At 45.7% G+C, this 18,065-nt stretch carries 17 protein-coding genes; 14 read left to right on the forward strand and 3 right to left on the reverse strand.

Annotated elements, in window-relative coordinates; translation table 11 throughout:
- Nucleotides 1-465 precede the first annotated feature (465 nt).
- The 8 genes from AF333_RS14980 (at nt 466) to lpdA (ending at nt 9,740) form a co-directional block, all read left to right on the forward strand.
- The gene (locus AF333_RS14980; protein ID WP_139189015.1) at nt 466-708 is read left to right on the forward strand and encodes a hypothetical protein; all 243 of its coding nucleotides are present in this window, start codon (nt 466-468) and stop codon (nt 706-708) included.
- Between the two features lie 234 nt (nt 709-942).
- Entirely contained in the window at nt 943-1,281 is a 339-nt protein-coding gene (locus AF333_RS14985; protein ID WP_255322261.1) for an SDR family oxidoreductase, read from the forward strand.
- Between the two features lie 146 nt (nt 1,282-1,427).
- Nucleotides 1,428-3,272 (forward strand): sigma-54-dependent Fis family transcriptional regulator, encoded by a 1,845-nt coding sequence (locus AF333_RS14990; protein ID WP_307723429.1) that lies wholly within the window; start codon nt 1,428-1,430, stop codon nt 3,270-3,272.
- A 197-nt stretch (nt 3,273-3,469) separates the two neighbouring features.
- Nucleotides 3,470-4,771: an NCS2 family permease gene (locus tag AF333_RS14995; protein WP_043066734.1), complete on the forward strand. Its 1,302-nt coding sequence runs from the start codon at nt 3,470-3,472 to the stop codon at nt 4,769-4,771.
- 204 nt (nt 4,772-4,975) lie between these two features.
- Nucleotides 4,976-5,968, forward strand: coding sequence for a thiamine pyrophosphate-dependent dehydrogenase E1 component subunit alpha (locus AF333_RS15000; protein ID WP_043066559.1), 993 nt, complete (start codon nt 4,976-4,978; stop codon nt 5,966-5,968).
- A 32-nt stretch (nt 5,969-6,000) separates the two neighbouring features.
- The gene (locus tag AF333_RS15005) at nt 6,001-7,035 is read left to right on the forward strand and encodes an alpha-ketoacid dehydrogenase subunit beta (RefSeq protein WP_043066560.1); all 1,035 of its coding nucleotides are present in this window, start codon (nt 6,001-6,003) and stop codon (nt 7,033-7,035) included.
- 54 nt (nt 7,036-7,089) lie between these two features.
- Nucleotides 7,090-8,343, forward strand: coding sequence for a dihydrolipoamide acetyltransferase family protein (locus tag AF333_RS15010; RefSeq protein WP_043066561.1), 1,254 nt, complete (start codon nt 7,090-7,092; stop codon nt 8,341-8,343).
- 17 nt (nt 8,344-8,360) lie between these two features.
- A complete protein-coding gene (gene lpdA, locus AF333_RS15015; RefSeq protein ID WP_043066562.1) occupies nt 8,361-9,740 on the forward strand; it encodes a dihydrolipoyl dehydrogenase in 1,380 nt (459 codons plus the stop codon).
- A 21-nt stretch (nt 9,741-9,761) separates the two neighbouring features.
- Here the strand turns inward: lpdA and AF333_RS33690 are convergent, their stop codons facing one another.
- Both AF333_RS33690 and AF333_RS15020 read right to left on the reverse strand, forming a co-directional pair.
- On the reverse strand, nt 9,762-9,914 hold the full coding sequence (locus AF333_RS33690) for a hypothetical protein (protein ID WP_158502455.1): 153 nt from the start codon (nt 9,912-9,914) through the stop codon (nt 9,762-9,764).
- A 149-nt stretch (nt 9,915-10,063) separates the two neighbouring features.
- Entirely contained in the window at nt 10,064-10,654 is a 591-nt protein-coding gene (locus tag AF333_RS15020) for a guanylate kinase (RefSeq protein WP_043066563.1), read from the reverse strand.
- Between the two features lie 232 nt (nt 10,655-10,886).
- Between AF333_RS15020 and AF333_RS15025 the strand changes: the two genes are divergently transcribed.
- A complete protein-coding gene (locus AF333_RS15025) occupies nt 10,887-11,657 on the forward strand; it encodes an NAD-dependent protein deacylase (RefSeq protein ID WP_043066564.1) in 771 nt (256 codons plus the stop codon).
- A 60-nt stretch (nt 11,658-11,717) separates the two neighbouring features.
- Complete coding sequence (locus tag AF333_RS15030) at nt 11,718-12,575, forward strand: tyrosine-type recombinase/integrase (protein WP_043066565.1); 858 nt, start codon at nt 11,718-11,720, stop codon at nt 12,573-12,575.
- Nucleotides 12,576-12,824: 249 nt separating this feature from the next.
- Here AF333_RS15030 and AF333_RS15035 read toward each other — a convergent pair whose 3' ends face one another.
- The gene (locus AF333_RS15035; RefSeq protein WP_043066566.1) at nt 12,825-13,967 is read right to left on the reverse strand and encodes a cation:proton antiporter; all 1,143 of its coding nucleotides are present in this window, start codon (nt 13,965-13,967) and stop codon (nt 12,825-12,827) included.
- Between the two features lie 107 nt (nt 13,968-14,074).
- Here AF333_RS15035 and AF333_RS15040 point away from each other — a divergent pair, with 107 nt between their 5' ends.
- The 4 genes from AF333_RS15040 to AF333_RS15055 all read left to right on the forward strand — a co-directional run bounded on the left by AF333_RS15040 (nt 14,075) and on the right by AF333_RS15055 (nt 18,026).
- Nucleotides 14,075-15,133 (forward strand): type III polyketide synthase, encoded by a 1,059-nt coding sequence (locus AF333_RS15040; RefSeq protein WP_043066567.1) that lies wholly within the window; start codon nt 14,075-14,077, stop codon nt 15,131-15,133.
- A gap of 7 nt (nt 15,134-15,140) precedes the next feature.
- Entirely contained in the window at nt 15,141-15,707 is a 567-nt protein-coding gene (locus AF333_RS15045) for an isoprenylcysteine carboxyl methyltransferase family protein (RefSeq protein ID WP_235356658.1), read from the forward strand.
- A gap of 82 nt (nt 15,708-15,789) precedes the next feature.
- Complete coding sequence (locus tag AF333_RS15050; RefSeq protein ID WP_043066568.1) at nt 15,790-17,001, forward strand: aminotransferase-like domain-containing protein; 1,212 nt, start codon at nt 15,790-15,792, stop codon at nt 16,999-17,001.
- A gap of 215 nt (nt 17,002-17,216) precedes the next feature.
- Nucleotides 17,217-18,026, forward strand: coding sequence for a nucleotidyltransferase domain-containing protein (locus AF333_RS15055; protein WP_043066569.1), 810 nt, complete (start codon nt 17,217-17,219; stop codon nt 18,024-18,026).
- Nucleotides 18,027-18,065: the final 39 nt, after the last annotated feature.

An 18,065-nucleotide genomic window follows, 5' to 3' on the forward strand; every position in this document is an offset into this window, starting at 1 on the left:
ATGGATTGTATAAGGGGAGGAGGAGAGAGCGGGATAGCTCGAAGTGTAAGTGAGAGAATATATCAAGGGTGTTGATTATCCAGTACGATCCAGAGTGGATAGCCACCACACCGTGCCCCAAACGGGCGTCAGTTCGTCTCCCGCACGGAAGCGTAGAGGGCTGCTTTTTGCCCTGGCCAGGCGGGACAGCAAAACATCTGGGTAGATGCGAAGAGGGAGACAGTTGCTGTCCTTTTTCGTCTGGCCAGGGCAATCGCTCGGGAAGGGAGACGAAAGGCCTTGTTTNACGAAAGGCCTTGTTTGTGTCCCGTTGCGGTGGTCTCCTCCTCTCTGAACAATCAACACCCTTGGTATCCATAGATGGATAGAAAAGAATGACGCGTGCATGGATGCCTGTGTTCATCTATCAAAGAAAAACTTCGAGATCTCGAATATGGAATTACCGTAGCGATAATGGCGGTACAATTGAATAAAGATAAAAAGAAAGAAAAGAAGTTGCAAGAACTACATGAATATTTAGCTGGGTACAAAATAAATGTAGGTGGCTCTCCTTCCGGTGCGCTTAGTGACAGGGAAAAGGCGGAGTATAGCCGTCTGGCTACAGAGCTGCGAAATACAGGATGGAGTCTCGGAATAGGGTACAGTTCCGATTGGCAAGCGTTCTCGAATAAAGTAGATATACTACGGGGCCATTCTACACATCAATGAAAAACCGGATTTTAGTGATATTCGGTTTTGTTTTTATTTTTTGTATCATACCCTTGAAAGAATCTATCTGTAGAAGATGGATGAATGATATCATGTGACTTTACGGACAAAGTAGTCGCTGTCACAGGTGCCGGATGTGGTATTGGCGAAGGTGATACTGGCCGAGCGGGATGAGAACGCTGGAAGAAAGATAGAAGCTGCTATCTGTGAGACAGGGGGGGCGAAGCAAGATTCATACAGATGGATGTAAGTCATCCTGAGCAAATTGAACAGGCAATGGAAGCGTACGCGGCGTCTAAGGGCGGGATCGTGACGCTAACTTATGCATTGGCGATGTTTTTTGCACCTGATCGGATACGAGTTAATGCAATCAGTCCAGGCTGGATTGAAGTTGAAGATTATGAAGGGCTCCGTAATAGCGATCACGAACAGCATCCATCGGGACGCGTAGGCAAACCGGACGACATTGCACGTGCCTGCCTGTATATAACGAGTGCGGAAAATGAGCTCATCAACGGTCAGAACCTTGTCATTGACGGTGGCATGACACGCAAGATGATATACGAAAGCTAAGCAGTCGTAAAGATGATACATGCGTAAAAACAACAATAAAATTATGAACGCCTCTATTACAAGATAAATAAATCGAAAGTTGAACATAACAGAAATTTCAGATAACATAAGAAGAGACGACTATTCACAAAGGATGGTGCTGTGAATTGATAACGGAAATGGTATCGCAGCGTCAGTGGGAAAAGTTCATGCAAGAAGGGGTGCTGGATACATCCCGCTTGCATGCGCGCATCTCAGAATCCTGGGCACTGTGCCAGCGTGCCGGGGTGAATCCGTACCTTGAAAAAGCAAGACATATCCTTGAGCCGGATTTGTTCGCCAAGCGCAAGCGGGACTGTGGCGACCTGCTGGATGTTGCCCTTCCGTATGTAGAGAAGTTATATGCATCCATCCGCGGTGCAGGTTCAGTAGTGCTTCTCATCGATCCGGACGGATATGTCCTCGCACTATATGGAGACGATGAAGCTAGGCATTTTGCTCAAACCATTAACTTTGTCGAAGGCGTAAAATGGACGGAGGAAGAGGTTGGAACAAATGCGATCGGTACGGCACTGCGCACCGGGGAGGCTATTGCACTCACAGGAGCTGAGCATTTCTCCGTTGTCTCGCATAATTGGACATGTTCAGCCGCACCGATTTGCGATGAAAAAGGCAGAATGCTCGGTGTGCTTGATATCTCCGGACCAGCTGCTAAGGCTCATCCTCATACGTTAGGTGCGGTAGTGTCTACCGCTTATGTTATCGAACAGGAGTGGCGCATGCGGGAGCAGCGGGATCGCCTGGAATTAATGCAGTTTGCGTACGATTCGCTCTCCCTGTCGCAGCCGTTGCTCATTTGTGACCGGAATGGCATTGTCGTTGCGGCGAGTCCCGAAATTAGGCAGCGAGATGCATTCTGCTTAGGGAAAGAAGCAGCTGACTTGCTCAAAGAGAACGACTATACGGAACGAACGCGTACGCCTATTCATTCTATGCATGGAAATCGATTGCTTGGATTTTGCTTATCGCTTTCAGAAGCATCCAGGGAACCGACATTTGCATATGGAAAGACCGGTTCTTTGCGGTTTGCAGGTGTCGCTGGAAAAAGTAAGCGATTTCAATTGATGTTGCAGGAAGCAGAACAGGTAGCAAAAACAGAGAGCACCGTGCATATCGAAGGTGAGAGCGGTACGGGTAAAGAGGTTATTGCCCGTGCGTTGCATGAGAGCAGTTCACGACATGGTGGACCATTCGTTGCCGTCAATTGTGGTGCCATTGCGCCAGATTTGATGGAAAGCGAGCTATTCGGCTATGTAGATGGCGCGTTTACCGGCGCCAGGAGGAATGGTCGCAAAGGTAAGCTGGAGCAGGCGAATGGGGGTACGCTGTTTCTCGATGAAATCGGGGAAATTCCTCCGGCAATGCAGGTTGCGCTGCTACGAGTGCTACAAGAGCGTGAAGTCATCCCTGTAGGGGCAGATAAAGCTATACCGCTTGATATACGTGTTATCACAGCTACACATCGGAATTTACGGCAGATGGTGCGGGATGGAGCGTTTCGTGAGGATTTGTTTTATCGGTTGTACGTATTTCCGCTTTATATTCCTCCGCTCAGAGAGAGACGAGAGGATATCCCTGATTTAATCCGTCATTTTTGTGAGAAAGCCGCCTGGGATGTTGAGTTTCCTCCGGCTATGGTAGAGTGGCTTGCATCATATGAATGGCCGGGAAATATTCGACAATTGTTCAATGTGCTCGAAAGAATACGTATCCGGGCGGGAGGAGGTATGCCGGACCAGACGCACCTGATAATTCCCGAAGAAATCAAACCTACATCGGTCATCGATACGAAACCATCTCCAGCTGTCGGATTAACATACAGGGAGGAGGTCGAGAGGCAGGAGATTATGCAGGCGTTGCACAAGACAGGTGGGAATGTCAGATTGGCAGGTCGTTTACTTCATATTCCGCGCAGTACATTGTATAGAAAATTAAAAAAATATGGGCTGTAGAGAAGGAGCGGTGTTGCCGCTCTTTTTATATTGTAGACAATATATACTCTTTCATGCGATAGAGATGGAGTAGGGATACATTTGGTTATAGAAAAAGGGAATGGGCTTTGTTAGAATGAGTAACAATGGTGATATAAGTGCATATATCATTTGATACAATGGGTGGGCGAGGGGCTATACAGAAGGAAGGTTATGCATTGCAAAAGTTGATGGACAAATACTTTCGTTTAACAGGAAGCCATACGACGGCCAGGAAAGAGATTTTAGCCGGCACGGTTTCTTTTTTTACGATTGTCTATATTATCGCCGTGAATTCGTCGATTATGGCCGATGCGGGAATTCCTGTAGAAGCGGGAATCATCGCTACGATTCTAACTTCGTTCGTTGGCTGTCTTCTTATGGGATTTGGCGCCAATGCACCTATTATGCTTGTGCCAGGGATGGGCATTAATGCTTTATTCTCGTATACACTTGTACAAGGAATGGGACTGACTTGGCAGGAGGCGCTTGCGGCTGTTTTTGTATCTGGTATGTTGTTTGCACTTGTTGCTTTCACTTCGCTTGCGACAAAGATTGCACAAGCGATTCCAGAATCGCTGAAGGAAGCTATTACAGTAGGTATCGGGTTATTTCTTGCTTTTATCGGTTTGCAGAAAGGTGGAATTGTAGTTGCCAGTCCGACTACGTTCGTGGCATTGGGTGATTTCAGCAGTGCGCCTGTGCTTTTGACTCTGGCAACGCTTCTTATTACCGTGTTTTTATTTATTCGTAATGTGCCAGGGAATTTTTTAATCGGTATTCTGCTCGGTACATCTCTGGCTGCTTTATTCGGGCAAATCGATATAGAACGTATGGGGCACGTCGGATTTTCATCCAGCGAATACAGGTCGGTGTTTGGCGCCATGTCATTTGATAACGTTGCATCTGCGGCGTTCTGGATTGCTTCTTTTTCCATGGCGCTTGTGGTTGTTTTCGAAAATATTGGCCTTATTCACAGCCATCTCCGTATGGCGGATAAATCAGAATCGTTCGATCGAGCCATGCGGACTACGTCTCTCTCTGTCATTGCGTGCGGTTTATTCGGTACTAGTCCTACAGTAGCCACAGTAGAAAGTGCGGCAGGTATTGCGACGGGAGGAAAAACAGGATTTACAGCCGTTGTTACCGGTATGCTGTTTTTACTGTCTTTCTTTTTTATTCCGGTTATTAGATTGATTCCGGATAGTGCGATTGCTCCTGTTCTGATTATTATTGGTGGGCTCATGATTCAGAGCGTGCGGAACATTGACTTTCAGGATTTCTCTGAGGGGTTTCCTGCGTTTTTAGTTATTGCACTCATTCCGCTGACATACAGTATCGTAGACGGGATTGCTTTCGGATTCATCGTTTATCCGTTGCTGAAGCTTGCACTCGGCAGGGGGAAAGAAATTGCCTTGCCGCTTTATTTGATTGCCGGCTTATTTCTGCTCAACTTCGTATTTCACGCAATCGGCACATAGTTGATAAAAACCTTCCTTGTCAGGCTTCATGCCTGCCGGGAAGGTTTTTTTGTGAGACAAAATGAGACAAAGTGAGACGATGTCTCATTCATTCCCATTATTGGAGCGGTGAGAAGGCGCAAATGGTTGATTTGTAAGCGTTGTCAGATTGGCATGAAGTTTGCGTATATAAAAAAGCAAATCCGTTTAAAGGAGGAGCTTTGCATGAGTATGGCACAAACGCAAAATCAGGAATTGTCCAAAAAACAGGCGCAGTGGATGTATCAAAAAGCAGTGGAGATTCGTAAGTTCGAAGACCGGGTTCACGACTTATTCAGTGAAGGCAAGCTTCCAGGATTTGTGCATTTGTATGCAGGGGAAGAAGCGGTAGCGGTTGGAGTATGTGCACATCTCGATGAAAATGATAGCATCACCAGTACCCATCGTGGTCACGGCCATTGCATTGCAAAAGGATGTGAACTTGATGGAATGATGGCGGAGTTATTCGGCAAGGCAACGGGGTTGTGCAAGGGGAAAGGCGGTTCCATGCATATCGCAGACGTCAGTAAAGGGATGCTTGGAGCCAATGGCATTGTCGGCGGTGGATTTCCGCTTGCATGTGGTTCGGCATTAACCGCAAAAATCAAACAAACTGGTGCAGTAACTGTCTGTTTCTTTGGCGATGGGGCAAACAATGAAGGCACATTCCATGAAGGTATTAATCTTGCTGCCATTTGGAAGCTTCCTGTTGTATTCGTTGCTGAGAACAACGGCTATGCCGAAGCAACACCGTTCCATTACGCATCCAGCTGCACGAATATTGCCGACAGGGCGGCGGCATACAACATCCCGAGTATCATCGTGGACGGTAAGGACATGATGGCTGTATATCATGCGGCAAAAGAAGCGGTGGAGCGTGCGCGGCGGGGCGAAGGACCGACGCTCATCGAGTGTAGAACCTATCGCAATTATGGCCACTTTGAAGGGGATCAGCAGAAATATAAGAGAGAAGGAGAACGGCGCGAACATTTGAATGAGCAGGATGCTATCACGTTGTTTAGGAATTATCTACTTGATACAAATATAATGAGCGAAAGTGAAATGAACAATATTGATCAGCAAGTGAGCGAGATGGTAGAAGAGGCGATTACGTTTGCTGAGCAAAGCCCGTATCCGAGCGAGGACGACTTGTATACCGACGTGTACGTATCCTACTAAATTTTATCAATTAAAAATCGGGGGTGTTGTAATTGGCAAGACAAATTACATTTTCGGAAGCAGTTCGTGAAGCGATGCAGATTGCCATGCGGGAGAATCCGGATGTCATTCTGATGGGGGAAGATATTGCCGGTGGTGCGGATGTCGATCATTTGTTCGAAGATGAAGCATGGGGCGGCGTTATGGGCGTCACGAAAGGACTAGCGAAGGAATTCGGTCGTACACGGGTACTTGATACACCCATCAGCGAGGCAGCGTACATTGGTGCAGCGGTAGCGGCTGGTGCTACAGGGCTTAGGCCGATTGCCGAGCTGATGTTTAACGACTTTATTGGATGCTGCCTTGATCAAGTGATGAACCAGGGGGCAAAGCTTCGATATATGTTCGGCGGCAAAGCGCAAGTTCCGATAACGATCCGTACGATGCACGGGGCCGGTTATCGGTCAGCGGCACAGCATTCACAAAGTCTGTATGCTATGTTTACGCATATTCCAGGCATCAAAGTCGTCGTGCCGTCCACACCGTACGATGCCAAAGGGTTATTGCTTGCTTCTATTGAAGATAACGACCCCGTTATTTTCTTTGAGGATAAAACGCTATACAACATGAGAGGTGAAGTGCCAGAGGGTAAGTATACGATTCCACTTGGCCAGGCGGATATTAAACGTAAAGGCAGTCATATAACGATAGTTGCTATCGGTAAACAAGTCCATACTGCAATGGAAGCAGCGGAGCATCTTTCACGAAGGGGAATTGAAGTGGAAGTTGTTGACCCGCGAAGCCTTTCTCCGCTTGATGAAGAAACCATTCTCGCTTCGGTTGCCAAGACGAACCGCTTAATCGTTATTGATGAAGCGAATCCACGTTGCAGTGCGGCTACTGATATTTCTGCGCTTGTCGCAGACAAAGGCTTCGATCTGCTGGATGCGCCGATTAAAATGATTACCGGTCCACATACACCGGTTCCATTCTCACCAGTTCTTGAAGATGCTTATTTGCCAAATCCACAGAAAGTTATCAAGGTTGTATCGGAGTTAATCGGAGACGAATCGATTCTTGCAGTGTAAAAGCGCAGAAGATATGGTATCAAACTAGATTTATATAGTAAGGAAGGTGAGAGTATGGCAGCGGACGTCATCATGCCAAAGCTTGGCATGGGCATGAAAGAAGGAACCGTCGTAGAATGGAAAAAAGCCGCAGGCGACGAAGTAAACAAAGGAGATGTCGTCGTCGTAATCAGTTCAGAGAAAATCGAAATGGAAGTAGAAGCACCCACGGACGGCGTGCTGCTGGATATTGTGGTAGGAGCTGGAGAGGTAGCACCAATCGGAACGGCTATTGGATATATTGGCCAGCCAGGAGAAAAAGTTGTAGAAGTGGCAACACCCGCCGCATCTTCCGCTCCACAGCAGCTAGTAGAACGAGAGACAAAGAAGAAGGAAAGCAATGTATCCGAAAGCTTATCGTCTACTCCGGCCTTACGAAAGGCAGGCGTGAAGATTTCTCCTGTTGCCCGCAAAATAGCGGAAGCAGCTGGCTTGAATATTGAAGAGTTAGCTGGAACAGGACCGAGTGGTCGGATTACGAAGGAAGACGTGGAAAGGGCGATTCAAGAAAGAAAAAGTGATGAAGTGGCTGCCACGCAGCAAGTGGTCTCTCTGGAGGCGCATCGCGAAAATGCCACACAAACTATGCCAATGACCGGCATGCGTAAAGTCATTGCTGAACGTATGCATGAAAGTTTGCGAAACAGCGCCCAGCTCACGATGACCATGCGTGCGGATGTCACGGACCTGCTGACACTAAAAAAGCAGGCAGCAAATCAGGTGGAAAACGGACAGGAAGCGGGGGATAGGCTGACGGTAACCGATTTTATTGCCCGAGCGGTTGTACGCGCGCTCCAGAGGCATGCACAAATGAACAGTGCTTATATCGATAGTGGCATTGAAACGTACAATCATGTCCATCTAGGCATAGCTGTTGCATTAGAAAAAGGGTTGGTTGTTCCAGTCATACGCCATGCAGAACGGATGTCTGTTCTTGAATTGTCACGCGCAATTCGAGATCTCAGCCAGCGGGCCCGGGAGAATCAACTAAGTCCAGAGGAGATGTCAGGGTCAACCTTTACGATTACGAATCTAGGCGCTTATCATGTCGAGACATTTACCCCGATTTTAAATTCGCCGGAAACAGGTATTCTCGGTGTGGGTGTGGCACATGATATGCCGGTTTATATAGGGGAGCTGTTGCATCGACGCAGTCTTCTGCCGTTAAGCTTGACGTTTGATCATCGGGTACTGGATGGTGCTCCTGCAGCGGCATTTCTTCATACGATAAAAGAATATTTGGAGCATCCATACCGGATGCTGCTCTAGGAGCGGGAGGGAGAGATGTGGATACAATTGCGATAATCGGGGGCGGTCCTGCTGGATATGTTGCAGCGATTACGGCGGCGCGTCAAGGAGCACGCGTCATATTAATCGAATCGGCGGCGCTTGGCGGTACATGCCTGAATGAGGGATGTATGCCGACCAAGTCATTGCTGGAAAGCGCAGAAATGTATGAGAAAGTGAAACGGGCGGCGGATTTTGGTATTGCGGTACCGGACGGGGATGTACACATTGATTGGAAGCGTGTACAGAGGTACAAAGATAAAACGGTAAAAAAGCTTGTGCTAGGCATTCAATACCTGATGAAGAAAAATCAAATTGAAGTAATTCAGGGCAAGGCGTCTTTTGTTAACGATTACAAGTTGCAGGTGCATACGAATGAAGGAGTGCAAGATATTGAAGCGGAACGCTATATTATTGCAACCGGTTCCGAACCGATTGCGCTCCCGTTTGCGCCATTTGATGGGGAGTGGATTTTAAATAGTACACATGCTCTTGAGCAGCAATATTTACCCGAGTCAATACTCATTGTCGGCGGCGGAGTCATCGGCTGCGAGTTTGCTAGTATATACAGTCGCATGGGATGCAAAGTAACGGTAGTTGAGATGGCTGATTCCATTCTTCCGGGAGAAGACGAGGATATTGCGGCCATACTGGCAAAACAGCTACAGGCTGATGGAGTCGCGCTGCATACAGCTGCCGCCGTACAACAACTGGACAAAACAAAGAAAAGAGTCGTTATCCAAACAAAAGATGAACAGGTTGAAATGCAGGCAGAACGCGTGCTGGTTGCTGTCGGGCGCAAGCCGCGCACGGCGCAACTTGGGCTTGAGAATACAGGTGTGATGTGGACGGATCGAGGTATTGAGGTTAGTGATGACATGAGCACAAGTGTCCCACATATTTATGCCTGTGGTGATGTTATAGGCGGCATTCAGCTCGCACATCTTGCATTCCATGAAGGAGAAGTAGCGGGGACAAACGCTTGTGGCGGATCGCAGCAGGCTCATAGCCGGGCGGTTCCACGTTGTATCTACACCTGGCCGGAAGTGGCGAGCGTCGGATTGACTGAGCGTCAAGCTCGCCAGCAATACGGCGATGTACAAGTAAGTGAATTTCCGTTTAGTGCAAATGGCAAAGCGCTTATTCTTCAGGAACAAATCGGGAAGGTGAAAGTGATTACGGAGCCGTCATTTCAGGAGATTCTTGGTATCTCGATTGTCGGACCGCGTGCTACGGAGTTGATTGGACAAGGAACATTAATAATACATGGGGAAATGACGGTGGATACGCTGGACGATTTTATTGCCGCCCATCCCACGCTTGCAGAAGCTATTCATGAAGCGATTCGCGCCGCCGAAGGGGCAGCAGTGCATATATAACAGACGGGTGCTACAAACATATTATTGTCTCATTTCTTGAATTTTGATGTTGATTTTTCGGAGTTCTTTATAGATTTCCAGCGTTTGTGAGTACGTGACGTTCGGGTCCTTTGCTTTTTCGATAAGTTCATCCTTTAATTGTTGTAAAAAGATAATCTGATTTAAAAGAGCCATGTTGTATCCTGCCTTTCGATTTTATTTACCAACCATTTTATGTTGGTTCACAAGTACTGTCTTACAGAAGGGAAGGTTATCTAACAACTTTTATTGAATTACAAGGAAAGAGCCGGAAGGGATGCACCCTCCGGCTCTGTTTACTTACTCTATTGATAATCAGGCATAAGGTTACGACCCAGATACGGCTCAATTGCCTCTGATACGGCAAATATGGTATGTGCAAGATCATTATTGGCAAAACAATGTTCACATTGTATTTTGTAAGCGATCTCTTCTTCGTAGTACTTTAAATGACGCCGGATAACTTCATCAGAGTATCCGCGCGTACGCTGTTTTTTCATGATAGTATCAGGATCTGTATGAATACAAATGCGGATGACTTTGTCTCCATATAGACGTTTCAGAATATCAGCACCATAATGATTGAGGATTAAGTAGATGACCCCGCTTTTTTGCAAATCGTGTTCAATATCGCTTTCTTTGATGCCATACATAATATGATCAAGCTCTATCGTTTCGATAAATGCGTCGCTTGCCTTCATTCGTGCAAATTGTTCTTCGGAAACAAAATGATAATCTTGTCCGTCTACTTCAACCGAGCGACGGGGACGGGTAGTATAAGGAATGACTCGCTGCATCCCCAGCGTATCACCGACCATATCTGCAACTGTCTTACGCCCTGCGCCGTAGGGGCCCGTAAAAACGAAAATTCTTTCGTGTGCTTGTAACTCGTACATGGACAACCCTCCTTGTTGAAATAGAGACTTATTTTTATTGTATTTTAAGTTTTTTTATAATGTCTTGGGCCATAAGAATTATTTTACCTAAAAATACAGAAAATTATGTATTATTATAGATTAATGTCGAACCGGAGTGTTTGAGATAGAAGCGAAAATTCAGTAAAATAAAATGTACATAAATACTATGTATAAAACATGTGTATAACAGAAGCAAAGGAGGACAGTGAGTATGATAGAAGCAGAGAGCGTAGAGAGGCTGGCACAGGCGATTCAGAAGGCGGATCGCATTGTAGTATTGACAGGAGCCGGTATAAGTACCGAATCCGGTATTCCTGATTTTCGCTCAACGGAAGGAATATGGACAGAGGATGTAAGCCGGATGGATATGATGTCTACTTCATATCTACGTCGTAATCCAGAACGTTTCTGGCCCGTATTCAAAGATATTTTTCGCGTTAAAATTGAAGGAGAAATTAAGCCGAACCGAGGTCATTATTTTCTGGCAGCGTTAGAGGAGGCAGGCAAGCAGATAACTGTAGTTACGCAAAATGTGGACGGTTTGCACGTGGCGGCGGGAAGTGGACATGTGCTAGAAATTCATGGAACAATTAAAAAAGCATATTGCCCTTCATGCGGTGAACAGTATGATGTAAGTTATGTTAAAGAGCATGAAGTACCTCGTTGCATTGCAAGATTACCCGGCGGGATATGTAAGCAGGTGTTACGCCCTGCCGTTGTTCTATTCGGGGATCAGGTGGAAGGGCTGGAAGATGCATTTGCCGCAGTTGAGAACTGCGATTTGTTTTTGACGCTAGGTTCTTCGCTTGAGGTAACACCCGTGAACTACCTTCCAGGTGCGGCGGCATCAGGGGCGGCCAAGATGACGGCGATAATTAACCGGGAACCGACTCAGATGGACAAGTATTTTGACATTGTACTGCATACAGAGATCGGGTCGACATTATCATATATCGCCAAACGGCTATCCATACAAATATAGTATTATAATACTACGTATAAATGAAAAATCAAATACCTCCAAAAAAGAAGGTGAAAAACAATGAATTTTCATTTTAGCTACCATGATGAATATGAAAAATATTTAATGGAGCAAATGCGTGCTGACTTAACCATCCACTCTTATATGACGGAGATGACTATTTTTTTCGCCTGGTTAGGACGGGTACACCCCCATATAGAATTACACGATATCGGTTATTCTACCGTTACTCAATTTATCGAAGAAGAGTTAAAAGTAGGTCGGCAAGTGTCGACGGTGAATAAAAAGATTTCCGCACTTAAGTCGTACTTTCATTTTTTATGGTTAAAAGGCGTCATCGGACTTGACCCGTGTGCGAAACTAAAACGGCGTCGCGATGAGAAGGAGGAACAGGCATTTTATGTAACTGATGAAGAGATTGACTTTTTATTTCATACAATTGAACAGGATGCAGCATCAAAAAACAATGAAGCTCTTTATTTACGTAATATGGCGCTAATTACGGTGTTTCTCTGGGGAGGCCTGCGCATTCAGGAGGCGTCCAACTTGCTGTGGAGTGAAATTGTCTGGCAGGGGGACAGTGCAATTGTCGGCATTTCCCTCGGCAATCTGCGCCGTATCGTATTGAATGAGCGTGAAGCTCGCTACTTACGTGGACATCGGGAGATATCGGGAGATACGACATTCGTATTTACCTCCCGTCAAGGGGAAAGAATGAGCCCAAGAAGCATGCAATTTGTTTTGAATACGCTCGGTAAGAAAGCTGGTCTGCATATTCATGCGCAAAAATTACGCAATACATTTGTTGTTCATCAGCTATTCCGCGGGTATAGCAGAGATGAGGTGGCAGACATGCTTGGTATTGAACAGCTTATTCTTCCGGAGCATGTCATGGAAGAAGTAACAGCTCACCGTTAACGTATAGTAGACATAACGATGTTAAGAAAAACTCGCGGGAGTTGCCGCTCGTCCTTTTTCCACAAAGAAGTCAAACAGCCGCTTTATGTCACTTCGGGCGGACCGACAAAACATCTGGGTATCTCTATGAAGGAGACAACTGTCGGTCTTTTTTGCCCGCTGTGCCACATGCTTCACACAAAATAAAGAAAACTTGCCTGGTGCCAAGCTATTGCGCAGGCAACGTTTGGCACACGCCCCGCGTGTTTTTCAAGCGATGTGATTGGAAGAAAACAGAGTTTTGAGCATCGGAGGTGTCACGATCGTTGTAAGAATGACCACGATAACGACAGATGTAAAGTACTCCTGAGCCAGCAGATGTGACTCCAAACCAATTGCAGCGATAATAAGTGCAACCTCTCCGCGTGACACCATTCCAGCGCCGATTGCAAGAGAAGAGCGACGGTCAAAGCCGGTCATCCGGGCGCCAATTCCAGAGCCTATCAGCTTCGTCAGAATAGAAATAATTGTCATAACGATGATAAACCATAATTGCCTGCCGATTCCTTCAAACGATACTTCCATGCCAATACTGACGAAGAAAATCGGTACAAAAATCGCATATGCAATCGGTTCCAGTTTATGTTCAACCTCTTCCTTATATCCGGTCTGTGAGATGGCGATACCGGCAGCAAATGCGCCGATGATACCCGCGATGCCCAACAATTCAGCGTAATAGGCAAATGAAAAACATACGATAAGCGCTGCGCTGATAACGGATTCGGTAACCTTTAGCGGAGCCAGCAGGCGCATGACCCAGGGGATTACCTTCCAGCCAATGATGAAAATCGTGACAAAAAACAACGCTTTTTTTCCGATAACTGCGCCCAGGCTGACATCTCCACCGCCGAGAAGGCTCATAACGAACGCCAGCAAAATGACAACCAGCACGTCGTCCACAATTGCGGCACCTAGAATCGTTGTGCTTGCGCGCGTATTCATTTTGCCTAAATCACGTAATGTTTGTACAGAGATGCTTACGGATGTAGCACATAGTAGCAACCCAAGGAAAATAGAATGTGGGGTTTCTAGTCCAATCGATTGGCCCATGACGTATCCGCCGATGAAAGGCAATACAATGCCTCCTATTGCTACAGCTAGCGACGAGTTACGATTGCGGTTCAGTTCCTTAATATCCGTCTCTAGTCCAGCCATGAACATGAGGAGCAGCACACCGATCGTGCTTAATTCATCAATTAGTGTAGATTTTTCAATCCAGCCGAGTAAAGCGGGACCGATAACAATCCCGATAATTAGTTTTCCGAGGACAGCAGGCTGACCGAGCCTGACGCTTATATCCCCGGCAAGCTTCGTGCTCAAAAGAATGACAACCAATTCAAAGAAAAACAACATAGATCTACTGCACTCCTTCCACACGATAATTTGTTCGCCGTTTTTCCTATGGGTTTTACGGGTATAAATAAGAAATACATACATAGCACACAAAGGAGCGATGTGATTTGGCCCGTATCACCGCTGTAGGGACATCGGTTCCCCCTCATGTTCTTAAGCAAGATGAAATTCGCGAATTTGCGCGTCATCTGTTTGGTGACTCTTTCCGAGACATTGATCGTCTGCTGCCGATTTTTCATAATGGTCAGGTAGAAACGCGGCATTTTTGTGTTCCACTGGAATGGTTCGGCGAGAAGCATATGTTTTCTGAGAAGAATGACCTGTTTCAGGAATGGGCCACCCGCCTTGGTGTAGAAGCCGCAAAAGATTGCTTGGAACAGGCTGGGAAAAACGTTGCGGACATTGATCATATTCTTTTTGTCTCCACGACTGGAATTTCCACCCCAAGTATTGATTCCCGTATCATGAATGAGTTGGGGATGAACCCGCATACGAAACGCACTCCCATCTGGGGTTTGGGGTGCGCGGGCGGTGCAGCGGGACTGTCACGAGCTGCAGATTACGTAACTGCCTATCCCGGTAAGCGTGTGCTTTTGATTGCGGTCGAATGTTGCGGTCTTACCTTCCAGTGCGAAGATAAATCGAAGAGCAATCTGGTCGCTACATCGTTATTTGCCGACGGTGCCGCCGCTGTACTCATCGAGGGTGAGACTGTCGTACAGGAAAACAGAAAACAAATACAAGTGATCGATACAATGAGCACGCTTTGGCCGGATACCCGAGATGTCATGGGATGGGATATTAACGAGAACGGACTGAAGGTCATTTTTTCTCGTGATATTCCGACGCTTGTCGACCAGCTCCTTGGGCCGAATATGGCAGAATTCCTTGAACGGCATGGAATGACAGGACATGATATTCGTCATTTCATCGCGCATCCCGGAGGTAAAAAAGTAATTGAAGCGTATGCGGAGGTGCTGGGTGTTGAGCTTTTTTATTTTTCCCATGCACTCGACATTCTACGCCGGTTCGGTAATATGTCGTCTGTGACGGTTCTTTTCGTATTGCAGGCTTTCCTTAAACAAGGTATCACACCTGGAGAATATGGAATTGTAACCGCGCTAGGACCGGGTTTTAGCTCGGAGATGCTGCTTGTAAAGGGGTGATTAGTAATTGTTCATCTTTTATACCGTTTTTATGCTATTGATTGTCCAGCGTTTGCTTGAGCTTCGTGTTGCTAAACGTAATCAGATGTGGATGGAGAGCCGGGGCGGAATAGAGATAGGGGAAGAGCATTACAGATGGATAGTTATGCTTCACATCGGTTTTTTTCTGTCAATGTGGATAGAAACGTCCACTCGCGGCTATCCGGTATCAGATTGGTGGCCGCTTATCGCATGTGCGCTTCTTATTGTACAATTCATCCGTTATTGGGCGATTACATCGCTTGGCCCCTATTGGAATACACGCATTATTTTCATGCCGGGTGCCCAGGTGGTGAAGCAGGGACCATACCGGTTTATGCGCCATCCGAATTATACAGTCGTCATCCTGGAACTTGCCCTCATTCCCTTGCTGTTCGAAGCGTACGCAACGCTTGTGTTATTCAGCATGTTGAACGCATGGATGCTGTTTCACCGCATTCGTATAGAAGAACGTGGACTTTCGAAATATACGGATTATGCTTCCGTTATGAGCAAGCATTCCCGCTTTATTCCAAAGAACCCTGAACAAAAATAAGCAAAAGTCTTGCCATTCTCTTTGAAAAGGTATAATGTATTTTTAATATTTAAAAAAGCAAATCAATCGAGGTGGCTGGACAATGAAGTACGCATTTGCACAACGGACTCGCAATTTTGAATCATCCGCGGTACGAGACATTCTTAAAGTGGTCGGCGAGGGGGATATCATCTCATTTGCCGGTGGCTTGCCCGATGATGATTTATTTCCGCTTGATGCGGTAGAGGAAGCGTACAAACGTGTATTTGAAGGCGGGAAACATACGATGCAGTACGGTTTAACGGAAGGATATACGCCACTGCGCGAAGCTGTGGCGGACCGAATGGCCGTACGCAAACAAATTCGAATGGATGCGGATAATATTTTGCTGACGACCGGGTCTCAGCAGGCGATCGACTTATTTTCCCGTATTATTCTTAATCCCGGTGATGTAATCCTAACAGAGAATCCTACATACCTGGCGGCGCTTCAGGTATTTCAATCGTATGAAGCCCGGGTGGTGCCGGTCGAATCTGATGAATTCGGTATGTTACCGGAAGATTTGGAAGAAAAAATGAAATCGCATTTGCCTAAATTTGTATATATCGTACCGACATTCTCAAACCCTGTTGGAAAAGTATGGTCGCTTGAGCGTCGTAAACATTTATTGGATTTAGCGAAAAAGTACAATGTTATCATTTTTGAAGATGATCCATATGGTGAAATTCAATTTGATGCGGCAGCTGACTATACGCCACTTGCAGCCCTTGACGACGGAGAAACCGTCCTGTATACGAGCACGTTCTCTAAGACGGTCGTGCCGGCGCTGCGTACAGGATGGGTAATGGGACCACACCAAATTATTCGAATGATGGCGCAGGCAAAACAGGCTGCCGACCTTCACTCTAGTTCGATTGACCAACAGGCATTATATTATCTGCTTCGTGATTTTGATCTGGATTCACATATTACAACACTGCGGGCTGTATATAAAGAAAGAATGGAAGTCATGCTCGGTCAACTGCAACGACTCAATCTTCCGGGGCTTGGCTATGTGGTACCGCAGGGTGGCATGTTCTTCTGGGTTGCACTGCACGAAAGCATCAATACGAAAGAATTGTTGCCGAAAGCGGTTAAGAAAGGCGTAGCATACGTGCCGGGTTCTCCGTTCTACGTGTGTGAACCGAAGCACAATACATTCCGTTTAAACTTTACGCATGCTGTACCGGAAAAAATCGAGTATGGTATGAATCAGCTGGTTAGTGTGCTGGAAGAAGCGTATGAAACCGTTCCGAAAGATAAGGCGACAGTATAAGTAAGGACATTAAAGAAGAGAGAGCAAACGAGCCCTCTCTTTTTTTCATGAAAATATATCCACAAAGTCGTTTATTAGCCTTTAGCTTTTTAACTCTCTTTGATAATATAAATTTGATGCAAGCGAAAGGAGCATTAAATATGTGTTGCTCATGTTGTCCAGTAGTAGATATACAAACAACCCTTTAAATAAAAATTTAGGAGGTTGTTGTGTTTATGCTAGTACAAGAAAAGTTAATTAAAATGATTAAAGAGAAGTGTGAGGATGACCCTAGTATTTCGGCTTGTATGATGTATGGGTCTTTTACGAAAGGTGAAGGAGATAAATACTCAGATGTTGAGTTCTATATCTTTCTAAAAAATGAGTGGATTCAACAATTTAAATCCCAAAATTGGATTAGTGATATCGCACCGTATGATTTACTGTTTTTTAACGAATACGAAACTGAAGTTGTCGTGTTTTCCAATTTAATCAGGGGTGAATTTCACTTTCTCCCTGAGTCTGATATAGAGGTTATCAGGTCATTTAAGGATACAGGAGTTTTTCCTGACACTGAATCCATGTTTCTTTACGATACAACTGGTAAATTAAAAGCGTGTTTAGATTATCTTAAGGGCGAAGGACCGGAAAGAATGACTGATGATAATGTAAATTTTGCTTTTAATAACTTTGTTAATGCATGGCTTATGGGTGTTAACGTGCTAAACAGAGGAGAACTTGCTCGTTCGTTAGAATGTCTGTCATACGTACAGCAATATGTATTAAGGCTGCTCAGAGTTCGAGAAAATACAGTAGACCGTTGGTTGAATGCTACAAAAAACCTAGAAAGCGATCTATCAATAGAAGCGTACAATAAATATACTTTAATTACTTCAAAATTAGATGCAATAGAATTAAGAAGTGCTTATTTGAATGCTTTGAATGTGATAGAAGATTTAGCTCGTGTGCTCGACAATGATTATAAGTTTGACATTAATTTAGTATTCTTAAAAAAATTACACTCCCATATAGCTAGTAATTCTTAAACAACTATTTTTACCCCCGTTCAGGTTTACTGAACGGGG

Origin of the sequence: Aneurinibacillus migulanus (genome assembly GCF_001274715.1) — a bacterium.
Classification (GTDB): Bacteria; Bacillota; Bacilli; order Aneurinibacillales; family Aneurinibacillaceae; genus Aneurinibacillus; species Aneurinibacillus migulanus.

Bases quoted from the DNA above. Each gene is read 5' to 3' on its own strand.
- AF333_RS15000 (WP_043066559.1), top strand. From the start codon at position 4,976: ATGAGTATGGCACAAACGCAAAATCAGGAATTGTCCAAAAAACAGGCG.
- AF333_RS15010 (WP_043066561.1), top strand. From the start codon at position 7,090: ATGGCAGCGGACGTCATCATGCCAAAGCTTGGCATGGGCATGAAAGAA.
- AF333_RS33690 (WP_158502455.1), bottom strand. From the start codon at position 9,914: ATGGCTCTTTTAAATCAGATTATCTTTTTACAACAATTAAAGGATGAA.
- AF333_RS15020 (WP_043066563.1), bottom strand. From the start codon at position 10,654: ATGTACGAGTTACAAGCACACGAAAGAATTTTCGTTTTTACGGGCCCC.
- AF333_RS15025 (WP_043066564.1), top strand. From the start codon at position 10,887: ATGATAGAAGCAGAGAGCGTAGAGAGGCTGGCACAGGCGATTCAGAAG.
- AF333_RS15030 (WP_043066565.1), top strand. From the start codon at position 11,718: ATGAATTTTCATTTTAGCTACCATGATGAATATGAAAAATATTTAATG.
- AF333_RS15035 (WP_043066566.1), bottom strand. From the start codon at position 13,967: ATGTTGTTTTTCTTTGAATTGGTTGTCATTCTTTTGAGCACGAAGCTT.
- AF333_RS15050 (WP_043066568.1), top strand. From the start codon at position 15,790: ATGAAGTACGCATTTGCACAACGGACTCGCAATTTTGAATCATCCGCG.
- AF333_RS15055 (WP_043066569.1), top strand. From the start codon at position 17,217: ATGCTAGTACAAGAAAAGTTAATTAAAATGATTAAAGAGAAGTGTGAG.